Here is a 22,046-nt window from a genome sequence, read left to right on the forward strand (position 1 = left end):
TCAAAACAGGATCGATGGTCAACAAGACGTGGCGATATGACAATAACGTCCGATAACCGCCAGCGGAAGTCCCTTTCCGGGGCTATATTGTTCACTTCAAACGCCGGAGTATCGCTATGCTGACGCAAATATTCTCTCTCGAACGTATCAATACGCCCACCGGGCCGATGCTGATCGTCACAGACGACAACCATTGCATGCGCGCCGCCGATTGGGAAGATCACGAGCAGCGCATGCGAACGCTTCTGCGGCAGCAATATGGCGCAAATGCCATCGAGCTGCGCGAGACATCGCGCCCCTCGGCAGCCAGCCGCTCGCTGGATGCCTATTTCGAGGGCGAGCTGAACGCCATCGACAACCTGCCGGTCGCAACCAAAGGCACAGAGTTCCAGCGCAAGGTATGGAGTGCGCTGCGCTGTATCCCGGTCGGCCATACCGTTAGCTACAGCACTCTGGCGGCCCGGATCGGCCGACCTACCGCAACACGTGCCGTGGGACACGCCAATGGCTCCAACCCCATCTCCATCGTCGTTCCCTGCCACCGAGTGATCGGCGCAAATGCCTCGCTGACGGGCTACGGTGGCGGCCTGGATCGCAAACGCTGGCTGCTGGCACACGAAAGCGCATGTTCGATGCCGAGCATCGAATCAAATCAGAAGAAAACGGAACGTGTGTAAACGGGCTGGCGTAGATCAATAGTCAAGAGGGCTATGACACCGAATACCGTAAGGGTCTCCTCCAATAGCCAACGTCGGGTATGCTTGTCGTTTCAAAACTTTTCAACCCTGCGCATTAACCGATGAGACGCGTATTTCCAGCCTGGGCCGTACCCGTTATTGCGATTCTCGTCCTGCAGACGACCACCTCGTTTCTCACCCGGCTTATTCCCATCGCCTTCCCAGCCATGATGGAGCCGTTAGGCTGGGACGGAAGCTGGATCGGGTACCTGACTGCCGCCACCACAATCGGTGCTCTCTTCATCCTGATCGTCGGTACGACCTTGATCCGGCAAATCGGCGGAATCCGCGCAGTACAACTGGGCTTGCTGATTGGCGCGGCAAGTGTCGTTCTCTTTTTCTTCCCCTCGCTCATCCTGGCTCTGATCGCCAGCTTCATGATCGGCCTGAGCTACGGCACAGCAAGCCCGGCAGGCAGCGAAGTGCTGCAACGTTTTTCACCCCCGGAGAGCCGAAACCTGGTCTTCTCGATCAAACAGGCCGGCGTACCATTGGGTGGCGTTATTGCCGGCCTGGCCATCCCGCCGTTGATCGACATCGCAGGATGGCGCATTGCATTGCTTGTCGCCGCGCTACTGGTTGTCGTCACGACGTGCCTCACCTGGCGCCTGCATGGCCGGGTCGATGAACCTGCCGCCCGGGCAAAAACATACACCTGGCCCAACCGCCACACAATCCGCAATCTTGGCATACCCTTGAAAGCACTGGCGCGCGGGCCAGGCCTGCCCAAGTTGGCGACGGTAGGTTTTCTTCTAGCGACCACTCAAAGCTGCTGGTTCACCTTTATGGTGATCTATCTGGTCGACGATCTGCACTACTCGCTAAGCCTGGCCGGCGTGGTTTTTGCGATTATGCAGGCGGCAGGCGTCGCAGGCCGGATCGCACTGGGGTGGTTTGCCGACCGCATCGGCTCCGCGCCCCTGACTCTCACCATTACCGCGGTGGGTTCCGCCCTGACGACCCTATTACTGGGCTTTAGCACCGAGGCATGGCCACTATGGGCCATGATCCTGCTTTCGGCCGCAGCGGGAGCCACAGCCGCCAGTTGGAACGGCGTGCAGATTGCCGAGGTCGCGCGCCGCTCGCCGCCCGAGCTGGTGGGCGAAACAGCCGCGGGCTCGTCCATTGTCGTCTACCTGGCCAACATGGTCGCCCCTGTTGCCTTTGCAGCGTTCGTAGCCATCACCGGCCGTTTCGACCACGCCTTTGTGGCCATCGCCGTCTTTAGCCTGCTATCCATCGTCTTCCTGATTGGCCTGGACGGGAAGGAGATCAAGGTGGGAGAGAATGCGTGATGAGCAACGCAAGCCCGTCCATCTTCATCCGTCTCTGCACTTTGGGCGGCTTATCTCTCACGCGAATACCGTTCGGTTTTAGGAACAATGGCACCCACAAGGGGTGCCGCTACATTAACGGCGAACATCGCCGACGTGAGCGTCGTGGGTGGTTAAGGTGGGGCGGGCGATTCGGGCACGCCGTGCACAGGGCCGGATTCGGGGATGCAAGGCGTGCGCTGTTTGAGTGGGACGTTTGCGATCAGTCCAGTGGACTGATCGCCCCACGAGTTCGCACGCCGCCCCGAAGCCGGTCCTGCGCGCGGGTAGTCATGGCGCAGCCATGACCGTGACCGTCAGAGCCCGATCCGCCTTAACCGCCCACGATGCGGGGCTAGAAAGTTTTAAGCGGATAAGGTTGGTACGAAAAAATGCCATCCGCAGCGAATGCCACCCACAAGGGGTGGCGCTACAGGTGCCTACGAACAAGCCTTGCCGTGATCGGCGCGATTGCCGGCCGCCTTGGCCTGCGCTTCGGTCATGTACTCGCCGGCCTTGGTCGTGCCATACCACTTGCTGCCCTGGCAATGATAGACCTTGCTCTTCGAGTTCACCCACACCTTGCCAGCCCCGCCGCCCGCCGCCACCGCAGACTTCGCAGGAGCCGCCTTGGCCGAAGCAGGCGCTGCCTTGGAGGTTGCCGCCGCAGCCGGAGCAGCCGCTACGGGCGCCGCTGCCGCTGGAGTAGCCGAAGCGCCTTTGCTGCCATACCACTCCTTAACCCCTTTATGCCCACGGCAAGCGCCCTTTTTAGTATCTCCGGTATAAGACGTTCCATCATTGCACACACCGGTCACCACGGCCGAACTGGCCGGAGCGGCCGTACTCGTTGTGGCGGCATTTGCCGGCGCCCAGGAAAAACTGATCGCCGCGGCGAATGCGCCTACGGCCATGGCACAGGTTTTCGATAATGTATTCATGGATAATTTTCCAAAAAAATTAAGAGCACGTTCAAATAGCCACAATGGCCGCCTGCATCGTACCGTTCAAGTGTTATGACAATGTTCCGAAACCGCGCTGAACACTGTCAATTTGCAACAATAATTGGCCGATTGAATCAATGAGCGAAATGCAAATATAGGTACAGCACAATGATCGCACCAATAACCGACATGATGAAACCCGCAGGATGAAAAGGCAGCAGTAATGCAATTGCGATAATAATCTGGGCAAGCCTTGCGCAGTATCAACAATGGTTAACTTTTACTGAAAACAAGCTGACACCATTGGGCCGGGCGCCGCGCCGCCTGGTTTCTTCCACGACCGCTTTCATCGCAAAGCAGGCCCGCCGCCTCTCATGGGCAAGGGCCTCAGTTCAGCACATGGATCGGCTGCCCGCCCGCCCAGGCGGCAACGGCCTTGACCGCATTCTGATAAAAAGCCTGAAAATTTTCCGGATTGACATACCCCAGATGAGGCGTGAGCAACACATTGTCAAGCCGGCGGATCGGATCATCGGCTGCCAGCGGCTCGTCGGGATAAACATCCAGGCCGGCTCCCGCTATTTTCTTTTCTTTCAACAGACGATACAAAACCGCCACATCCACCAACCCGGCACGCGACGTGTTCACCAAGTACGCGCTGGCTTTCATGGCCCGCAGCGACTGGGCATCGACCAGGCCGCGAGTGCTCGCGCTCAACACCAGGTGCAGACTGACGACATCGGACTGGCTAAACAGCGCATGTTTGTCGACACGGCGCACTCCGGCCTGCGCCGCGCGCTCGTCCGTCAGATGCGGGCTATATGCCAATACATTCATGCCAAAGGCCTTGCCCGCCACGGCCACGGCCTGGCCCAGCTTGCCCAAACCCAGCACCCCCAGGGTTTTGCCCGCAACAATGCCCGGCAGCCGGGTTTGCCACAGCCCCGAACGCATCCCCCGGTCTTCCGCGGCCAGGTTCTTGAACAAACCCAGAATGTGCGCCCAGGCCAATTCCGCCGTGGCGGAAACGGCCGCAGGACTGCCCGGCGCGCCGCATACGACAACCCCTTGCGCCTTGCATGCCGGCATATCTATGCTTGAATTGCGCATGCCGGTGGTAATCAGCAAACGCAGACGAGGCAGTTGCTGCAGCAGTTCAGACGGAAACGGAGTGCGCTCGCGCATAGCCACAATAACGTCGAAGCCGGCCAAAGCCGCGGCCCTTTCACGGGGCGCTTGCGGCAACGTTTCCGTAAACACCGTAAGCTCCGCACCGCTGTCCAGCGATGGCCAATCGGCCAAGTGTTGCGCAACCTTCAGATAATCGTCGAGTACCGCTATTTTCATTTTCATGGAAATCGCCCGCAATGGGTTAGTTCAGACTGTCCAGCTTCTCCCGCAAGGCGTCCAGCGGCAAAGCGCCATTGACGCGAGTGCCATCTGCAAAAAAGATAGCAGGCGTGCCTTGTATCATCAGCTTTTTACCCAGCGCCAGAATTTGCTTGGTGGGTGTATCGCACTGGGCCTGGGCCGGGACCTTGCCATTCACCATCCAGTCGGTCCAGGCGCCCGCTTGATCCTTGGCGCACCAGACGTCGCGGGCCTTGATCGCCGAGTCGGGCGTCAGGATTGGCAACAAAAATGTATAGACCGTGACGTTGTCGATGTCTTTCAAAGTGTGATGCAGCTGCTTGCAATACACACAATTGGGATCCTCAAAAACCGCCATCTTGTGCGCGCCCGTGCCTTTGACCTGTTTGATGGCCAGATCGAGCGGCAATGACGCAAAAGACACTTTCGAGAGTGCAGCCAGGCGTTCTGAAGTCAGATCGACACGGCTCTTCGCGTCGATCAGGGAACCCTGCAGCAAATAGCTGACCTCGGCATCGGTATACACCACGTCCATGCCAATCTGCACTTCATACAAGCCCGGGAACGGCGTTTCGCGCACGGCCGCCACATCCACCTCCGGGAAGCGGGCGGAAAACGCCTTCTTGATGGCATCCAGCGCACTATTGCCCTGCGAAGCAGGTATGGACTCAGCCAGCGGAGCAGGTGCGGCGCTGACGGTTTGCGCCTGTCCAGGGACACCAAAAAGGCCCAGGCCGGCGCATAAAATCGTACCCAGACACATCGAGAACCGCTTACTCATAAAAACTCCTGATTCCTTGCCGGACGCCAGGCCCAAAAGGGCTATCGCCCCGAGGCGCCGGCAATCAAAAACCGTTTGATGAAAGGCAGGCGATCAACGCATTGCATGCCCACATTACGCGCCCACGCGACCGGTGCCGACTGCGCGGAAAACAGGCGATGAAGGCCATCGGTGGCCACGCGCATGGCCAACACCGGCTCAGCGCGCGCGCGACGATAGCGTTGTAGCACACGATAATCCGCCACACTTCGATAAGCTTCTTTCTCGCCCAGCACACGCAACAGTTCCTGCACATCGGCCAGGCCCAGATTCAAGCCTTGACCGGCCAGCGGATGAATCCGGTGCGCCGCATCGCCCACCAGCGCCACACCCGGCGCAATCATGGTGCTCTGCTCCAGAAACAAGGGGAAGCCAAACAGCGGGCTGCGCACCTGCAAGTGCCCCAAACGCCCGCCGGTGACGGCTTGCAAACGGGCCTGCAGATCCCCATTGCGTTGCGGTTCGGGTAGATTCTGCAACGCCTTGGCCAAAGCCTGCGGCATGGACCAGACCATCGACACCTGGTGGCCGTCGGCCGTATCGGGCATGGGCAAAAGCGCCAGGACGCCATCGGCGGTAAACCATTGCAAAGCGGTTTGCTGATGCGGCAGATCGGACGTCAAATGCACAACCAGGCCGATATCGCCGTAAGGCCTGGACCGGGTAGAAATGCCGGCGGCATGGCGCACCGGCGAGCTCGCGCCGTCCGCTCCGATCAACAGATCGGCCGCAAAGCGCTGGCCCGACTCGGTCACCACGACGCCCGCCTGCCGCTCGTGAAACGACTCGGACTGCCAGCGTATGCCATACACCTGCACAGCCTGCTGCAACACGCGCTCGAGCTCACTGGATTCGACTATCCAGGCCAGGGTCGTTTGAGCGGCTTGCCATGCCTGCAGTGTGACGCAGCCATTGGCATCGCCGTACACTTCCATACCCTCGACCGGCGTCAGGCGCGTTGAATCCAGCATGCTCCAAACGCCCAGATCGGCCAGAAACTGCTGGCTGGCCGCCGAAATGGCGTAAACCCGCGGGCAATACACATCGACTTCAGGCGGCGGGGACGCGGGACGCGGCCCAATCAACGTCACGCCAAAGCCACCTCTGGCCAGCCCCAAGGCACAGGCCAACCCAACAATACCGGCGCCGCAGACGACAACGGACTCTTTGTTCATCGCGCCGAGGGAGCTCCCGCCTGTTTGGGCCACAACAGCCACATTTCACCGCGTTGTTTCATGCGCCCGGCCTGGGCGCCGGCCTCGTCGCCAAAGCCCCAATAAAAATCGGCGCGGCCTGCACCCTTGATAGCAGCCCCAGTGTCTTGCGCAAACACCAGCCGGTCAAGCGGGCGGGCCGTAGCGGGATAGGTCGTGCTCAAATAAACAGGCGCCCCCAGCGGTACAAAGCTGGTGTCGACGGCAATTGCACGCTGGCCAATCAAGGCAATGCCATACGCCCCGCGCGGGCCCAGGTCCGCGTCAGACACAGCCTCTTCGCGGAAAAAGACTTCGGCCGGATTGGCATTGAGCATTTCCTGCACGCGGTCGGGATGCAGCTTGGCCCAGGCCTTGATGTTCTGCATCGACGCCTTTGCCAACGGCATCTGCCCGTGATCGGCCAACCATTTCCCTATCGAGGCATAGGGCCGGCCGTTGTGGTCGGCATACGCCAGGCGTATTGTTTCGCCCGAAGGCAGCAAGGCGCGCCCCGATCCTTGCACGGTAAGGAAAAAAGCTTCCACGGGATCATTGACCCAGACAATAACGGGAGGCTGTTTGGCGGACGCGGCGATCTCCGCCCGAGTGTCATAAGGCACGACGCGTTTGCCCACCAGCTTGCCGCGCACGCGTTTGCCGGCCAGCTCCGGATAAACGGAACCCAGATCGATGGTCAGCAAATCATCAGGCGCCGCGTACAAAGGCCATTGATATTGGCCGCCACGCGTGCGCGACGCATGCACCAGCGGCTCGTAATAGCCCGTCACGGTATTGACGGCCGGATGGCCCGCGGAATCCAGCACGCGCCAGGGCTGCAAATGATCCTGCAAAAACCGCCGCACCGACGTCGGATCAGGAGTTGTCACCGAAATACCCGACGAGAGCACCGCGGCACACACCGGCTGCCAGGCACGCGGAGTCGCTCGCGCCGGCATCGCCAGGGACCCCGACACAGGCCGCATCAGGCCCTTGCAGTTATTGACGAACCCTTTCCAGACATGGGACAAATCGTCGCTTTGCCAGCCAGGCAGAGCCGCCCAGGTCGTAGGCTGGAACCTGGCGGCCAGCGCACGCGGCGCGGTATCCGGCATGGAGCCGAGGCCGGGCACGCGCAGAGGTTGCTCCGCAATGCTGGGCGCCGGAGCGGGGCCGGGTGCAGGCGCCTGATTGTGTTCCGGCACGGTGCTGCACGCCGCCAAAAGGGTTAGCAGGAAGGAGGACAGCCATATTCTTTTCATGCACTACTTTAAAAATGAGAACATCCGTATACGGATTAATGCAGCGTGCGCGGCATGGCCAGCACAAACTCGTTGATGGGAACTTCGAAGGGGATGCCATTTTCACCCACGCAATGATAAGCGCCCCGCATCGTCCCGATGGGAGTGGGCAGTGGACAGCCACTGGTGTATTCAAAGGTTTCCCCCGGACTGAGCAAAGGCTGCTGCCCCACCACGCCCAGGCCGCGAACCTCCTGGACCCGTTGCTGGCCATCGGTAATGATCCAGTGGCGGCTGATAACCTGAGCCGCATGTTCGCCGCTATTGGTAATACGCACCGTGTAAGCAAACAGGAATTGGTGCTCACTGGGCTCGGACTGCTCGGGCAGATACTGCGGGGTCACGGTAATAGTCAGATCGTAAGGTTTCACGAGGAGATCCCGAATTAAGCGATTCATCGGTGTAAAAAGGACATTCGACGCCAATCTGTAATAATGGCACATACTCGATTCTATTCTCGAACCACGGATTCAGTTGACACCCATGCCTGCCACCCGCATCGCGCCCAGTATCCTGGCGGCCGATTTCGCCCGTCTGGGTGAAGAAGTCCGCAACGTCGTTGCCGCCGGCGCCGACTGGATACATTTCGACGTCATGGACAACCATTTTGTTCCCAATCTGACGATGGGCCCCATGATATGCGAGGCCATACGGCCCTACTCCACGGTGCCCATTGACGTTCATCTGATGGTCGAGCCGGTCGACGCCATTATCCCGCAATTTGCCAAAGCCGGCGCCCACATCATCAGTTTTCACCCCGAGGCCTCGCGCCACCCCGACCGATCCCTGGCTCTAATCAAAGAACATGGCTGCAAGGCGGGGCTGGTGTTCAGCCCCGCCACGCCGCTCAACTGGCTGGACTACGTCATGGACAAGCTCGATGTGGTGTTGCTGATGTCCGTCAATCCGGGGTTCGGCGGCCAGCACTTCATTCCGGCAACGCTGGACAAGCTGGCTCAGGTGCGGCAAAAAATCGACGCCTGGCGCGACAACGGCGGCCAGGACATTGCCCTCGAGGTCGATGGCGGGGTCAAGGTCGACAACATTGCCGCCATACGCGCCGCAGGCGCCGACACCTTCGTGGCCGGCTCCGCCATTTTCGGCCAGGCCGATTACAAAGCAGTCATCGCGGCCATGCGCAGCGAAATCGTCAAGGCTGAATCCATCTCGGTGTAACGGCAGGCCTTCGCCACGAGGGCGCTTCTTGTTGTAGCGACAGGCCTGTAGCGACAGGCCTTGTGCCTGTCATCCATGCAAAATATTGCCTTGATTGTGAGGATGATGCCACCCACAAGGGGTGGCGCTACAGGGTGCCGCCACATGATTCACCGTCACGTTTTTGTAGCGGCAGCCCTTGTGGCTGCCATCAATGATGAAACCAACACGTGCGAATTCCCGCCGTCGATGATATAGTATCGCCTATCCAAGCAAAGGCCTACAGGGCCGGCCAGGCACTAAAACACGCCACACCCAACCAATACCATGACTGCCACTACCTTCTATTACCCTACGCCCAGCGCCTATTGGCGCTGGTGGCGTTTGTGTTCTGGGTAGCGGTAATTCTCGCCCGGCCTTCAAGACTACGTCTTTTTCATGCCGACAGCATTACCTGAAAAACTAAGCCCGGAACCTAATTTGGCCGGGCTTTTTTGATTCCTGCCCGGCTTGTATGTAAAGCTGCATCACATCGAGACCACTATGACAGAAATCGAATTCCAGGCACTGGCCGCCTTGGGCTACAACCGAATCCCGCTCATCGCCGAAACCTACGCCGATCTGGATACGCCGCTGGCGATCTATCTGAAGCTGGCCCATGCCGGACCGGAGGGCGGACGCAATAGCTGCCTGCTGGAGTCGGTCGTGGGCGGCGAACGCTTCGGGCGCTATTCGTTCATAGGCCTACCGGCCAAGACCGTGATCCGCGCATCGGGCACACTCACCGAGGTGCTGCATCGGGGCGAGGTCGTGGAAACCCACGAAGGCGACCCGCTGGATTTCATCGAGCGCTACCAGAAGCGGTTCAAGGTAGCCATCCGCCCCGGAATGCCCCGCTTTGCGGGCGGCCTGGCCGGCTATTTCGGGTATGACACCGTGCGCCATATGGAGCCCCGGCTCGGCCCATCGACCAAGCCCTTTCCAGCCGGGCAGGAAGGCGGCACGCCGGACATCATGCTGCTGCACATCGACGAGCTCGTCATCGTCGACAATCTGGCGGGGCACACCTACCTGATCGTCTACGCCGACCCGCATCAGCCCGAAAGCTACGCCCTGGCCAAACGACGCCTCAAAGAACTGCGCGAAAAACTGCGCACGCCGGTCGTGATCCCGTATGCCTATGCCAGCATGCAAACCAATATTCGCCGCGACTTCAAAAAAGACGACTACATTGCCGCCGTGCAAAAGGCCAAGGAATACATTGCCGCGGGCGATCTGATGCAAGTCCAGATCGGCCAGGTCATCGCCAAACCGTTTCGCGACTCCCCCTTGTCGCTGTACCGATCCCTGCGTTCGCTGAACCCATCGCCCTATATGTACTACTGGGATTTCGACAATTTCCACGTAGTGGGCTCGTCGCCCGAAATCCTGGTGCGCCAGGAAATCGTCAACCAGGAAGATCGCAAGCAGTGCGAAGTGACCATACGCCCTCTGGCAGGCACCCGCAAACGCGGCGCCACGCCCGAAGAAGACGCCTTGCTCGCCGAAGAGCTGCTGGCAGACCCCAAAGAGCGCGCCGAACACGTCATGCTGATAGACCTGGCGCGCAACGATGTGGGCCGCATCGCCCAGACCGGCTCGGTCAAAGTCACCGACACCATGGCGATCGAGCGCTACTCGCATGTCATGCACCTGGTCTCCAACGTGAGCGGTACGCTGAACGAGGGCATGAGCAATATCGATGTGCTGCGCGCTACGTTCCCCGCCGGAACGCTCACCGGCGCCCCCAAGGTGCGAGCCATGGAAATCATCGATGAGCTCGAACCCGTACGGCGCGGCATTTACGGCGGAGCAGCGGGCTACCTGAGCTACGGCGGCGAGATGGATGTGGCGATCGCCATACGCACCGGCATCATCAAGGACGGCATGTTGTACGTGCAGGCAGCCGCCGGCATCGTGGCCGATTCCGATCCCGAAAAAGAATGGCTCGAAACCGAGGCCAAGGCACGCGCCGTGCTGCGGGCCGCCGAACAAGTTCAGTTTGGTCTGGACGAGCCCATTTGATGCCGCCGGCATCGTCAGGAGAACCACATGCTATTGATGCTCGATAATTACGATTCGTTTACCTACAACCTGGTGCAATATTTCGGCGAGCTGGGCGAGGAGGTCAAAGTGATACGCAATGACCAGGCCACGGTCGCTGAAATCGCGGCGCTCAAGCCCGGCCGCATCTGCGTCTCGCCCGGCCCCTGCTCACCCGCCGAAGCCGGCATCTCGGTCGAACTGATCCAGTACTTTGCCGGCAAAGTGCCGATCCTGGGGGTCTGCCTGGGCCACCAGGCCATAGGCGCCGCCTACGGCGGCAAAATTGTGCGCGCCCAGCACATCATGCACGGCAAAACCTCACCGGTTACCCATACCGGCACCGATGTTTTCAAAGACTTGCCTTCACCGTATACCGTCACCCGCTACCACTCCCTAGCCATCGAACGCGCCAGCCTGCCCGACTGCCTGGAAGTCACGGCGCAAACCGAAGACCATGAAATCATGGGCGTGCGTCACAAAACGCTGCCGGTTTACGGAGTACAGTTTCATCCTGAATCCATTCTTAGCGAGCACGGCCACGCGTTGCTGCGCAATTTCTTAACGCTATAACCGGGAACACAACCATGACCATAACTCCTGCCGAAGCGCTGGCGCGCTGCATTGAACACCGCGAAATTTTCCACGACGAAATGCTGCATCTCACGCGCATGCTGATGCGCGGCGAAATGTCCCCGCAAATTGCCAGCGCCTTGCTGATGGGCCTGCGCGTCAAAAAAGAAACGGTAGGCGAAATTACCGCCGCCGCTCAGGTCATGCGCGAATTCGCGCTGCCTGTGACGACGCCAGACCCGGAAAACCTGCTGGACATGTGCGGCACCGGCGGCGACGGCTCGCACACCTTCAATATTTCCACAGCCGCCATGTTTGTGGCCGCCGCAGCGGGCGTCAAAATCGCCAAACACGGCAATCGCAGCGCTTCATCGTCTTCGGGCAGTGCCGATGTGCTGGAAGCGCTGGGCGCCCAGATCACGCTAAACCCGGAACAGGTCGCCCAGGGTATTGCACAGATCGGCATCGGCTTTATGTTCGCCCCGGCCCATCATGGCGCAATGAAGAATGTAGCGGCCGTGCGCAAAGAGCTGGGAGTTCGAACGATATTCAACATACTTGGCCCCCTCACCAACCCGGCGAGCGCCGCCAATCAGTTGATGGGGGTGTTTCACCCCGATCTGGTCGGCATACAGGTGCGTGTGCTGCAACGCCTGGGTTCCAAGCACGTGCTTATCGTGCACGGCAAGGACGGTATGGACGAGGCCTCGCTGGGTGCAGCCACCCTGGTCGGAGAACTCAAGGATGACAAGGTGCGCGAATACGAAATCCACCCGGAAGATTTCGGCATGTCCATGGTGTCGAACCGTTCCATCAAGGTCAATAATCGCGAGGAGTCCGCCAAGCTGGTCCTGGAGGCCCTGGGAAACGTTTCGGGCGCGGCTCGTGATATCGTAGCCTTCAATGCCGGCCTGGCCATCTACGCCGGCAACCGGGCCGACTCCATCCAGGACGGCCTGAAGCTGGCTTTCGAAGCCATTGCCAACGGGTCGGCCCGCGCTAAACTGGACGAGTTCTGCACCTATACACGGAAACTCAGCGCATGAACGATATTCTTGCCAAAATCCTCGACACCAAGAAAATAGAGATATCTACCGCGCGCCAGATGCGCAGCGAGGCCGATCTTCTGCGCGAGGCCAAAAGCCGCAAGGATGTACGCGGCTTTGCCCGCGCCATCGAAGAGAAAATCGCCCAGGGAAAGCCCGGTATCATCGCCGAAATCAAGAAGGCCTCTCCCTCCCGGGGGGTCATACGCAAACATTTCGTTCCAAGCGAAATTGCGGCGTCTTATGCCGCGTACGGAGCAACCTGCCTTTCAGTTCTGACCGACATACAGTTCTTCCAAGGTTCCTACGACCACCTGCGGCAGGCTCGCGCCGCCTGCAGCTTGCCGGTTTTGCGCAAAGATTTCATCATTGATCCCTACCAGATCATCCACGCCCGCGCGCTGGGAGCCGACTGCGTACTGTTGATTGTGGCCGCTCTAAGCCCGCATCAGTTACGCGAATTTGAAGAAATAGCCATCGAATTGGGCATGGACGTGCTGGTCGAAATCCATGATCGAGCCGAGCTGGATGTCGCGCTCGAGCTGCATACGCCGCTACTGGGTATCAACAACCGCAATCTGCGCAGCTTCGAAACCTCGCTGCAAAACACCCTGGACCTCCTGCCCGCCGTCCCACCTCACAAACGGGTCATCACCGAAAGCGGCATTCTCAAAGCCGACGACGTGGCTCTCATGCGCCAACACAAGGTGGATGCATTCCTGATAGGCGAGGCATTCATGCGAGCCAAGGAACCAGGCGTTGCCCTGCGCGATTTGTTCGCGGCGGAATAGGAACTGCGGAGTCATGGAGTGCTGCGGGGGAATGGCACCCACAAGGGGTGCCGCTACAAAACTACCCGGTACGCCATGTAGCGGCAGCCCTTGTGGCTGCCATAATCGCCAATAATCAAACCGGTATCTACAAAACATCCACTACCGTTCTCCCCTAACACCCTGGAATCCGTTCATGTTTACTGCCGCAGAATCCGACCCGAAACTCAGCAAGGAACAGGCAGGGCCCATCGAGGCGAAACTTCGCACAGCGCTCCTCAAGGCACAATACGCGCGGCTGCAAAAAGCTCAGCGTGCTTTGTTGATCGTGATTGCCGGTATAGACGGAGCAGGCACGGGCGCCTCGGTCAACCTGATCAACGAATGGATGGACGCGCGCTTTATTCGCACGATGGCCTTTGGCGAGGCTACCCCCGAGGAAAAACGCTATCCGCCGCTGTGGCGCTACTGGCAGCCGTTGCCGGCCCTGGGCCGCACCGGCATCGTGTTCGGCTCGTGGTACCAACCCTTGCTCAGAGAAGCCGCCAAAAAGAAACCCGATCCGGGCGTCATCCAGAGCCTCGCGCAAGGCATACGCGAATTCGAATCCATGCTGGCCGGCGACGGCATACAAATCATCAAGCTCTGGCATCACCTCTCGCGCGAGGCCCAGAAAAAGCGCACCGACGACCTCCTGGCCCATCGTGAAACCGCCTGGCAAGTCCATCCCAGCGAGATCAAGGTTCGAAAGAAATTTGCGCGCCTGCGCAGCGCGGGAGAACTTTCGATCAACCTGACCCAGGCCGATTTTGCCCCATGGCACATCATTCCCAGCGCAGATCCGGATATGCGGGCCGTCGCAACCGGTCAGGCCATTCTGGCAGCCTTGCAGCAAAAACCTTCCCCGATCCGTTCCAATTTCGCACCGGACAATGGAATTCCAAAAGCGGCTGGCGGTCGCGCCATGGCCGGAGCAAAAATCCCTCCGCGGATCGAGAAGCTGGACTATACAGCGCAGCTCGATAGCAAGGAATACGATACGCAACTGGAGTATTGGCAGGCACGCCTGGCCGAACTGGTGCGTCACGACAAGTTCAAGGCCCGCTCTTTGATCCTGGTCTTCGAAGGCCAAGATGCTGCGGGCAAAGGCGGCGCCATCCGGCGTGTCACTCACGCCTTCGACGCTCGCCAATACAGCATTCATCCCATTGCCGCCCCCAGCGATATCGAGATCGCCCACCCGTACCTGTGGCGATTCTGGCGCTGCCTGCCAGCTCCAGGAAAAATCGCGATTTTTGATCGATCGTGGTATGGGCGCGTACTCGTCGAACGCGTCGAGAAATACGCGGCGCCGGCGGACTGGCAACGCGCCTATGCAGAAATCAATCAGTTCGAGGCCCAGCTGACCGACAACGGTGCGGTGCTGGTGAAATTTTGGCTCGCCGTGACGCGCGCAGAACAATTGAAACGCTTTCACGAACGCGAAGCCTCGCCCTTCAAAAACTTCAAAATTACGCCTGAGGACTGGCGCAATCGAAAAAAATGGACAGCCTATATGCAAGCGGCCAACGAGATGCTGGCCCGCACCGACACAGTCCGCGCCCCATGGCATGCGCTCTCATCGAACGACAAGCGGCACGCCCGCGTGGCGGTGCTCGAACGCACCGTCACAGCGCTGGAAAAGGCACTCGATACCCACTGACCAGGCCATCTCGACCATCATGACAAAAATCAGCGATTGCCCTTTATGCCACCACACTGGCGATGACGTGCTTTGGCAAAACAGCCAACTACGAGTCATAGCGGTAGCCGATGCCGATTATCCAGGCTTGACGCGAGTCATCTGGAACGACCATGTAAAGGAAATGACCGAGCTATCGCCCACACAGCGTACGGATTTAATGGCAGTCGTATGGCAGGTGGAACAAGCGCTGCGACACCACATGAAGCCCGACAAAATCAACCTGGCACAGTTCGGCAACATGACGCCCCACCTGCATTGGCACATCATTCCACGCTGGCGGGCCGATAGCCGCTTCCCCGAGGCGATATGGGCGCCCGCCCCGACGCGCACGCCCGCGCAGATCGCTGCGTGGCAAAAGCAAAGCCCACTGCTCGCACAAAAAATTGCCGCCTACCACGGCGGCCTGATCGCGGCGCTTGCCGCCTGAACCCCTGGATACTGCAACCATGTCTCAATTCAGCCCCGCGCAAAACGCGTTGAACAGCACGCTGCTAAGCCACCTCCAAAGCCTCGACGAAGTGTGGAAAGAAATCTTGCGCGTGCCCGAACCCAAGGAAGCCCTTCGACAATTATCGAGATTTCTTGCCGCGCGGCTTGAAGCCGGGGCTGAAATCTATCCCCAACAACCATTTCGCGCACTGCACTTTGTACAACCGGACACGGTTCGTGTCGTCATCCTGGGGCAAGACCCGTACCATGGGCCCAACCAGGCGCAAGGGCTGGCCTTCTCTGTGCCCAACGCCTGCCCCTGCCCACCAAGCCTGAGAAATATCTTCAAAGAACTGGCGCTGGAATACCCCGAGGCCGCCCCCGCACCGGGCAACGAACTCTCCCGCTGGGCCAGGCAAGGCGTGCTGTTGCTGAACACCGTGCTGACCGTGGAAGCGCATCAACCTGCTTCACACGCGAAGCAAGGCTGGGAAGTCGTCACCGACGCTCTCATCAAGCGGGTGGCACAAAGCCCCCAACCCAAAGTATTCATGCTGTGGGGCTCGCACGCGCAAGCCAAACGGCAACTTTTGCCCAACAACCCGCAACAACTCATTCTCACCGCCAACCATCCCTCACCCCTCTCCGCCCAGCGCCCGCCCAAGCCTTTCATAGGCTGCCAGCATTTCAAACAAGCCAACGATTGGTTAGAACAACAAGGCCAGGCGCCCATCGATTGGGTCGGCGCGTAAAGGAAACACATGTAGCGGCAGCCCTTGTGGCTGCCAAAATCGTTGATAGCCGAGGCGGTATTTTTAGAACGCCATGCCACCCACAAGGGGTGGCGCTACATCAGCGACGGTCACGTCAATCAAATTCATTGACGGTCAATTATCAACAATCCCCCAATCCTCCGCCAATCGAGCGTCGTGGGCGGTTAAGGTGGGGCGGGCGATTCGGGCACGCCGCGCGCAGGGCCGGCTTCGGGGATGCAAGGCGTGCGCTGTTTGAGTGGGACGCTTGCGAATAGCCCAGTGGGCTATTCGCCCCACGAGTTCGCACGCCGCCCCGAAGCCGACCCTGCGCGCGGGTAGTCATGGCGAAGCCATGACCGTGACCGTCAGAGCCCGATCCACCTTGACTGGCCACGACGCGGGGCTAGAAGGTTTTAAGCAAGATCAGATTAATGCGAAAGGACGAATGCCACCCACAAGGGGTGGCGCTACAGGGCGTCGCGACAAACCGCACATTCCCTTATTTACAACACCGGGGTTTCCCTAGTTTATAGATCCAGCTATAATTTGCGCACTGCAACATTAATGCGTCGACATTTTTTTACAGCATTCACGCTGTGTCTCAGCAGTTGACTGACTTATCAGCACCCATGTCGAACGCCATCGCTTCCTGACCTCCGAACCTTTCGCCGCCCGTCACCACGGTACGCGCAGCACTTTAGGTTGATTTGGTCGGCACGATGCCAATCAACCTGCGCCCGGCCACACATGAGCCGACGCTACGTGTATGCGCCGTTTATTCGGCAAAGGATCACGCATGTCTTTCGAAACCCTGGGTCTCGCACCTGACCTATTGTCCGCCGTCCTGAAAGCCGGCTTCACCGAACCCACTCCTGTTCAAGCCGCCGCCATTCCCAAGGCATTGGCCGGGCACGACCTGATGGTGTCCTCGCAAACAGGCAGCGGCAAAACCGCCGCCTTCATGCTGCCGGCGCTTAACCGCATATCCACGATGCCCGCCAACAAAGGCACGGGCGTGCAAATCCTGGTGCTGACCCCCACCCGCGAACTGGCCATGCAAGTCACCGATGCCACACGCTCATACGGTGCGAATCTTAAAGACTTGCGTACCGCAACCGTCGTCGGCGGCATGCCCTACGCCGCTCAACTCAAGGCTTTGTCGCGCCGTGTCGACGTACTGGTAGCCACCCCGGGTCGCCTGATCGACCATTTGCAATCCAGACGGGTCAATTTATCGACCGTCCACACCCTGGTGCTCGACGAAGCCGATCGCATGCTCGATATGGGCTTCATCGAAGACATCGAAACCATCGTCGCCAGCACGCCCGCCAGCCGCCAGACCCTGCTGTTTTCGGCAACCCTGGACGGCACCATTGCCCACCTGGCCGGAAAAATGATGCGCGACCCGCTGCGTATCGAATTGTCCAGCCAGAAACAGCAACACACCAACATCACCCAAAGCCTGCTCTACGCCGACGACAACAGCCACAAGCTGCGCCTGCTTGACCACCTGCTGCGCGACGCCAGCCTGCAACAGGCCATCGTCTTTACCGCCACCAAACGCGGTGCCGATACGCTCGCCGACCGGTTATCCGAACAAGGTTTCTCGGCAGCCGCCCTGCACGGCGACATGAATCAGCGCCAGCGTACCCGCACACTAGGCCTGCTGCAAAAAGGCCGTCTGCGCATCCTTGTGGCCACCGACGTCGCCGCACGCGGCATCGACGTACAAGGCATCAGCCACGCCTTCAACTACGACTTGCCCATGCAAGCCGAAGACTACGTACACCGTATCGGCCGTACGGGCCGCGCCGGCCACAGCGGTTTGGCCATTACGCTGGCCACTCTGGCCGAGCGCCACAAAATACGCCGTATCGAACATTTCATCGGCCAGCCCATTGCTGTCCAGACCATCGAAGGCCTGGAGCCGAAGAAAACGGCACGCCCCACCTATACGGACCGCAAGGGCAGCGGCAAGAGTTTCGGTGCCCGCAGCGGTTTCGGCGGCGGCAAACCCAGCTATGGCCACAAGCCTGGCAACGACCGTGCGTACGGCGACAAGCCTGCCTACGAAGGGAAGTCACGCTTTGGCGACAAGCCCGCTTATGCGGCCAAACCTCGCTTCGGTGACAAGCCCGCTTATGCCGGCAAGCCCAGCTTCGGCGATAAGCCCGCCTATGCAGGCAAGCCTCGCTTTGCCGACAAGCCGGCCTACGAAGGCCGCACGAACGGCGCACCGCGCGCCGAGCGCCCTTCGTATAACGACCGGCCCCGTACCGAGCGTCCGGCATTTAGCGCCCGGCCCGGCGCCGATGCACCGCAACGTGATTCGCATGTACGTGCGGAACGTCCCAGCTTCGGCGACAAGCCTGTCCATGCCCCACGCCCGGCGTTCGCTGACCGTCGCACAGCCACGCCACGCCCCGAATTCGCCCGCAAGAGCTCCAGTAAACCGGCCGTACGCTCCGCTCCGCGCGAACGTTCTGCCGCCCGCCCGAGTTTTGGCGAGAAAGTCGGTGCCAGTCGCGAAAAAAGTACTTCAGATCGCGACTTCGTCTAAATAGCGTCAAACCTCCGCCTTCACACAAAGGCGGGTATAAACGCCAAATCCCTGCCGAAAAAGCCTCGCGTGAAACGCGAGGCTTTTTTTTGGCGCGTCACAGGCCGCATTCTCGACGCGATAAAATAGCTGATTCCGTTTCTAAATCAACCGTGTACTTTTATCGATGGTAGCCACAAGGGGTGCCGCTACATCCAAGCTACCTACGTTACGGCTACGCTTCGCTTTCGCGTTCATAGTTGATTCAAGAATGAAATGACACCTTTCTTTTGGCGCCCATGAAACTGCTTGCTCGCAAGCCCTTGCTGCTTGCCTTCCTACTTGCTTTTCCGCTCTGGATCGCCCTGGGCAACCTCATCGTTGCGGCAAGCGCGGCGCTTTTGCTCGCCTTTCTGATCGCCATGTGCCACGCGCTCTATACGCTCAAACAATCAGCCGGCAACAGCGCCGAACAAGCCCACCACCATGACGATTAATCAGCATCCTGCCACCCCCACCGGCCTGCCCGCCCTGGAGCCCGTGACGCTTGCCCATCAGCAGGCAATGCAAGACCATCTGATCCAGACTATCGAACAGGCGTCTCTAGGATTCATGCCCTTCGAACAGTGGATGAACCTCGCACTCTATGCGCCGGGGCTAGGCTATTACGCCGCCGGATCCAGCAAATTCGCAAGCGATCTGCCCAACGGCGACTTCACCACGGCACCCGAACTGACACCGCTATTCGGTCAAGTTCTGGCTCGGCAGGCCGCACAGATATTGAAAGCCAGCGAATCGCCATGCATTCTGGAGTTCGGCGCGGGGTCCGGTGCGCTCGCCGCCGCTGTCATTGCCGCCCTGCGCGAGATGGGTATTGATCCGCATTACCAGATACTTGAAATATCGGCCGATTTGCGTACGCGCCAGCAACAGCGCCTAGCCGAATTCGGCGCGTCCGTCACATGGCTGGACAGCCTGCCTGAAGCCTTTTCCGGATGCGTTCTGGCCAATGAGGTACTCGATGCGATGCCCGCCACCCTGTTCCAGTGGGGCCAGGACGAACAGCTTTATGAAGTGGGAGTCAGCCTAAGTGCCATCAACGGCGACACGAGCGCCATGACACTGGACCAATCGACCACTCGGCTAGGGTACGCCGATCGCGCCCTGCACGATGCCGAGCCCGGAGCATCACGATCTGCAACGCCGTTTATCTACGTCGAGCGTCTTGCGCCAAAGACTTTGCAAGAAATCGTCGCGCAACGCATGCCTCCGCTTGCCGGATATCGATCGGAAATCAATAGGCGGGCCGAAGGGTGGGTTCGCCAAATGGGCGAGTGGCTCGAACGCGGCGCGGCTCTGCTTATCGATTATGGCTTTCCGCAACGCGAGTACTACCACCCTCAGCGCGCGAGCGGCACTTTGATGTGCCATTTTCGCCATCATGCGCATGGCGAGCCGCTCATACACCCGGGGTTGCAGGACATCACTACGCATGTGGATTTCACGGCGATGGCCGATGCGGCGCTGGCGGGCGGGCTGGATGTACTGGGCTATACGTCGCAGGCCCGCTTTCTGATGAATGCAGGCCTGCCTGATTTGCTCAGCGGGATGGATGCCGAAAACGCCAAAGCACGCGCGAAGACGATGGCTTCGGTACAAAAGCTGGTTGCCGAAACTGAAATGGGTGAGTTGTTCAAGGTGTTGGCGATAGGCCGCGGGATGGATGATCCGTTGATGGGCTTTGCGTTGGGAGATCGGCGGGATCGCTTGTGAGTTTGTGAACGCGAAGTGCAAGTGTAGCGGCAGCCCTTGTGGCTGCCATCAATAAAAATACACGGTTGATTTGGAAATGGAATGGGTTATGCGCTCAGCCGGGGAGACCCTTGCGTTCGCCCACATCGGCGCTTCACGCGCCTCAAAAGGGCTCCACAAGGGTCTCCCCGGCTTTGGTTTTTTTGATTCCGACGGTTTTGGCGCCGGCTGTTGCCGACCATGTTTTCTTGCAGCGCGTTTCTTGATGCCTTGCGAGATCGCCTTCCAAACTGCCTACACGCCGCGCTTCATCAGTTTGGCCAACGCCGTCAGGCGCGCCTCGCGCAATGCGATTTTGATTTTTTCGGGCTCGCCGCGGCATGCTTGCGCAATCGCGCCGGCATCGATCGATCGAACGGCTGAGACGCGCTCGCGCCATATTGCCGTATTCACGTCGACGACACACGCAGCGGCATCGAGCAGATCCAGGAAGCGTGCCGGCTTGCGCAGCGCATCGCAACGTTCGAGAAGAGCAAGGCATTCTTCAAGCGGATCGCCCGAAGGCGAGCCGCCGGGCTTGCCTGCGACGGTCTCCCTTGTATCTTTTGCGACAACCTGCAGCACCGACGGCAACAGGCGTGCATAGTCACGGCACTCGGTCGGCGCACGCAAATGATTGGCCAATTCTTCCGGTCGCGCCGACAGGCGGCACAGCAAGGCAAAACGGGAAGCTACAGGCAAATTGGCCAGGGCCGCAGCCGCCAGTTGTGCATAAATCGCCTGATCAAATATCAGGCCGGGCATTACTCTGGCCAGAGCGCCGGTGAGGTCAAGCACCTGGAACATACGGCCCGGCTGCGCGGTCGACAAGCCTTTGACGACTTCACGCCATACGCGTTCGGGTACCAGCATATCCACCTCGCCGTCCGTGACGAGCTGATGCGCCAGCGCCAGTGTTTCCGGGGCGATCGAGAAGTCGTGAAAGCGCGCGGCAAATCGGGCCAGGCGCAATAAACGCACTGGGTCTTCGACAAACGCCCGACCCACGTGGCGCAACACGCGAGCCCTGATGTCGGCCTGCCCCTCAAGCGGGTCAAACAAGCGGCCGTCGGCCGCCTGGGCAATCGCATTGATGGTCAGGTCGCGCCGCTTCAGGTCCTCGGCCAATGTGACATCGACTCCGGCGTAGAAGGTAAAGCCCTTGTACCCCCGGCCGGATTTGCGCTCGGTGCGCGCCAGCGCGTATTCTTCTTTGGTCTTGGGATGCAGGAAGACCGGGAAGTCTCCGCCCACCGGAATAAAGCCGCGCCTGGCCATTTCCTCGGGTGAGGATCCCACCACCACCCAGTCGCGGTCGCCGGCCGGCAAACCCAGCAAACGATCACGCACCGCTCCACCGACGATATAGACATCGAGGCCGTGGGTGGCGGGGTCGGGGTGGGCTGTCGTCATTGTTTGGTCATTGGGGGAGATGGCACCCACGAGGGGTGCCGCTACAAACAAGGGGTGCCATTAATCAAAA

General features: G+C 59.7%; 20 protein-coding genes. 13 read left to right on the forward strand and 7 right to left on the reverse strand.

Annotation, left to right across the window (positions count from 1 at the left end):
- Nucleotides 1–116: 116 nt before the first annotated feature.
- Both ogt and EDC26_RS09600 read left to right on the forward strand, forming a co-directional pair.
- Nucleotides 117–677: a methylated-DNA--[protein]-cysteine S-methyltransferase gene (gene ogt / locus EDC26_RS09595; protein ID WP_132581945.1), complete on the forward strand. Its 561-nt coding sequence runs from the start codon at nt 117–119 to the stop codon at nt 675–677.
- Nucleotides 678–799: 122 nt separating this feature from the next.
- A complete protein-coding gene (locus EDC26_RS09600; protein ID WP_132581947.1) occupies nt 800–2,032 on the forward strand; it encodes an MFS transporter in 1,233 nt (410 codons plus the stop codon).
- A gap of 458 nt (nt 2,033–2,490) precedes the next feature.
- On the opposite strand, the gene EDC26_RS09605 is transcribed toward EDC26_RS09600, so the two are convergent.
- From EDC26_RS09605 to apaG, 6 genes are all read right to left on the reverse strand, one after another.
- On the reverse strand, nt 2,491–2,991 hold the full coding sequence (locus tag EDC26_RS09605; protein ID WP_132581949.1) for a hypothetical protein: 501 nt from the start codon (nt 2,989–2,991) through the stop codon (nt 2,491–2,493).
- A gap of 390 nt (nt 2,992–3,381) precedes the next feature.
- Nucleotides 3,382–4,341, reverse strand: coding sequence for a D-2-hydroxyacid dehydrogenase family protein (locus EDC26_RS09610; protein WP_132582302.1), 960 nt, complete (start codon nt 4,339–4,341; stop codon nt 3,382–3,384).
- A gap of 25 nt (nt 4,342–4,366) precedes the next feature.
- Complete coding sequence (locus tag EDC26_RS09615; RefSeq protein WP_132581951.1) at nt 4,367–5,146, reverse strand: DsbC family protein; 780 nt, start codon at nt 5,144–5,146, stop codon at nt 4,367–4,369.
- Nucleotides 5,147–5,187: 41 nt separating this feature from the next.
- Complete coding sequence (locus EDC26_RS09620; RefSeq protein WP_132581953.1) at nt 5,188–6,360, reverse strand: FAD-dependent monooxygenase; 1,173 nt, start codon at nt 6,358–6,360, stop codon at nt 5,188–5,190.
- The gene (mltA, locus tag EDC26_RS09625; protein ID WP_132581955.1) at nt 6,357–7,640 is read right to left on the reverse strand and encodes a murein transglycosylase A; all 1,284 of its coding nucleotides are present in this window, start codon (nt 7,638–7,640) and stop codon (nt 6,357–6,359) included. Before mltA ends, EDC26_RS09620 begins: the two co-directional genes overlap by 4 nt.
- 35 nt (nt 7,641–7,675) lie before the next feature.
- Nucleotides 7,676–8,050, reverse strand: coding sequence for a Co2+/Mg2+ efflux protein ApaG (apaG, locus tag EDC26_RS09630; RefSeq protein WP_132581957.1), 375 nt, complete (start codon nt 8,048–8,050; stop codon nt 7,676–7,678).
- A gap of 112 nt (nt 8,051–8,162) precedes the next feature.
- Here apaG and rpe point away from each other — a divergent pair, with 112 nt between their 5' ends.
- The 11 genes from rpe (at nt 8,163) to EDC26_RS09685 (ending at nt 20,545) form a co-directional block, all read left to right on the forward strand.
- Nucleotides 8,163–8,855, forward strand: a complete 693-nt coding sequence (gene rpe / locus EDC26_RS09635) for a ribulose-phosphate 3-epimerase (protein ID WP_132581959.1) — start codon at nt 8,163–8,165, stop codon at nt 8,853–8,855.
- A gap of 522 nt (nt 8,856–9,377) precedes the next feature.
- The gene (gene trpE, locus EDC26_RS09640) at nt 9,378–10,898 is read left to right on the forward strand and encodes an anthranilate synthase component I (RefSeq protein WP_132581961.1); all 1,521 of its coding nucleotides are present in this window, start codon (nt 9,378–9,380) and stop codon (nt 10,896–10,898) included.
- Nucleotides 10,899–10,925: 27 nt separating this feature from the next.
- Nucleotides 10,926–11,489: an aminodeoxychorismate/anthranilate synthase component II gene (locus tag EDC26_RS09645; RefSeq protein ID WP_132581963.1), complete on the forward strand. Its 564-nt coding sequence runs from the start codon at nt 10,926–10,928 to the stop codon at nt 11,487–11,489.
- A 14-nt stretch (nt 11,490–11,503) separates the two neighbouring features.
- Nucleotides 11,504–12,535, forward strand: a complete 1,032-nt coding sequence (gene trpD / locus EDC26_RS09650; protein WP_132581965.1) for an anthranilate phosphoribosyltransferase — start codon at nt 11,504–11,506, stop codon at nt 12,533–12,535.
- The gene (gene trpC / locus EDC26_RS09655) at nt 12,532–13,326 is read left to right on the forward strand and encodes an indole-3-glycerol phosphate synthase TrpC (RefSeq protein WP_132581967.1); all 795 of its coding nucleotides are present in this window, start codon (nt 12,532–12,534) and stop codon (nt 13,324–13,326) included. The genes trpD and trpC overlap by 4 nt, the downstream gene beginning before the upstream one ends.
- Nucleotides 13,327–13,501: 175 nt before the next feature.
- The gene (pap, locus tag EDC26_RS09660) at nt 13,502–15,007 is read left to right on the forward strand and encodes a polyphosphate:AMP phosphotransferase (RefSeq protein WP_132581969.1); all 1,506 of its coding nucleotides are present in this window, start codon (nt 13,502–13,504) and stop codon (nt 15,005–15,007) included.
- Nucleotides 15,008–15,026: 19 nt separating this feature from the next.
- A complete protein-coding gene (locus EDC26_RS09665; RefSeq protein ID WP_243700861.1) occupies nt 15,027–15,476 on the forward strand; it encodes an HIT family protein in 450 nt (149 codons plus the stop codon).
- A 19-nt stretch (nt 15,477–15,495) separates the two neighbouring features.
- The gene (locus EDC26_RS09670; RefSeq protein ID WP_132581971.1) at nt 15,496–16,230 is read left to right on the forward strand and encodes a uracil-DNA glycosylase; all 735 of its coding nucleotides are present in this window, start codon (nt 15,496–15,498) and stop codon (nt 16,228–16,230) included.
- A gap of 799 nt (nt 16,231–17,029) precedes the next feature.
- Entirely contained in the window at nt 17,030–18,793 is a 1,764-nt protein-coding gene (locus EDC26_RS09675; RefSeq protein WP_132581973.1) for a DEAD/DEAH box helicase, read from the forward strand.
- A gap of 278 nt (nt 18,794–19,071) precedes the next feature.
- On the forward strand, nt 19,072–19,269 hold the full coding sequence (locus EDC26_RS09680; protein WP_132581975.1) for a hypothetical protein: 198 nt from the start codon (nt 19,072–19,074) through the stop codon (nt 19,267–19,269).
- Entirely contained in the window at nt 19,259–20,545 is a 1,287-nt protein-coding gene (locus tag EDC26_RS09685) for a class I SAM-dependent methyltransferase (RefSeq protein WP_132581977.1), read from the forward strand. Before EDC26_RS09680 ends, EDC26_RS09685 begins: the two co-directional genes overlap by 11 nt.
- 273 nt (nt 20,546–20,818) lie before the next feature.
- Here EDC26_RS09685 and EDC26_RS09690 read toward each other — a convergent pair whose 3' ends face one another.
- Nucleotides 20,819–21,976, reverse strand: a complete 1,158-nt coding sequence (locus tag EDC26_RS09690; protein WP_132581979.1) for a tRNA nucleotidyltransferase/poly(A) polymerase-related protein — start codon at nt 21,974–21,976, stop codon at nt 20,819–20,821.
- Nucleotides 21,977–22,046 lie beyond the last annotated feature (70 nt).

The sequence above is a fragment of the Paralcaligenes ureilyticus genome, from assembly GCF_004346225.1.
GTDB classification, from domain to species: domain Bacteria; phylum Pseudomonadota; class Gammaproteobacteria; order Burkholderiales; family Burkholderiaceae_B; genus Paralcaligenes; species Paralcaligenes ureilyticus.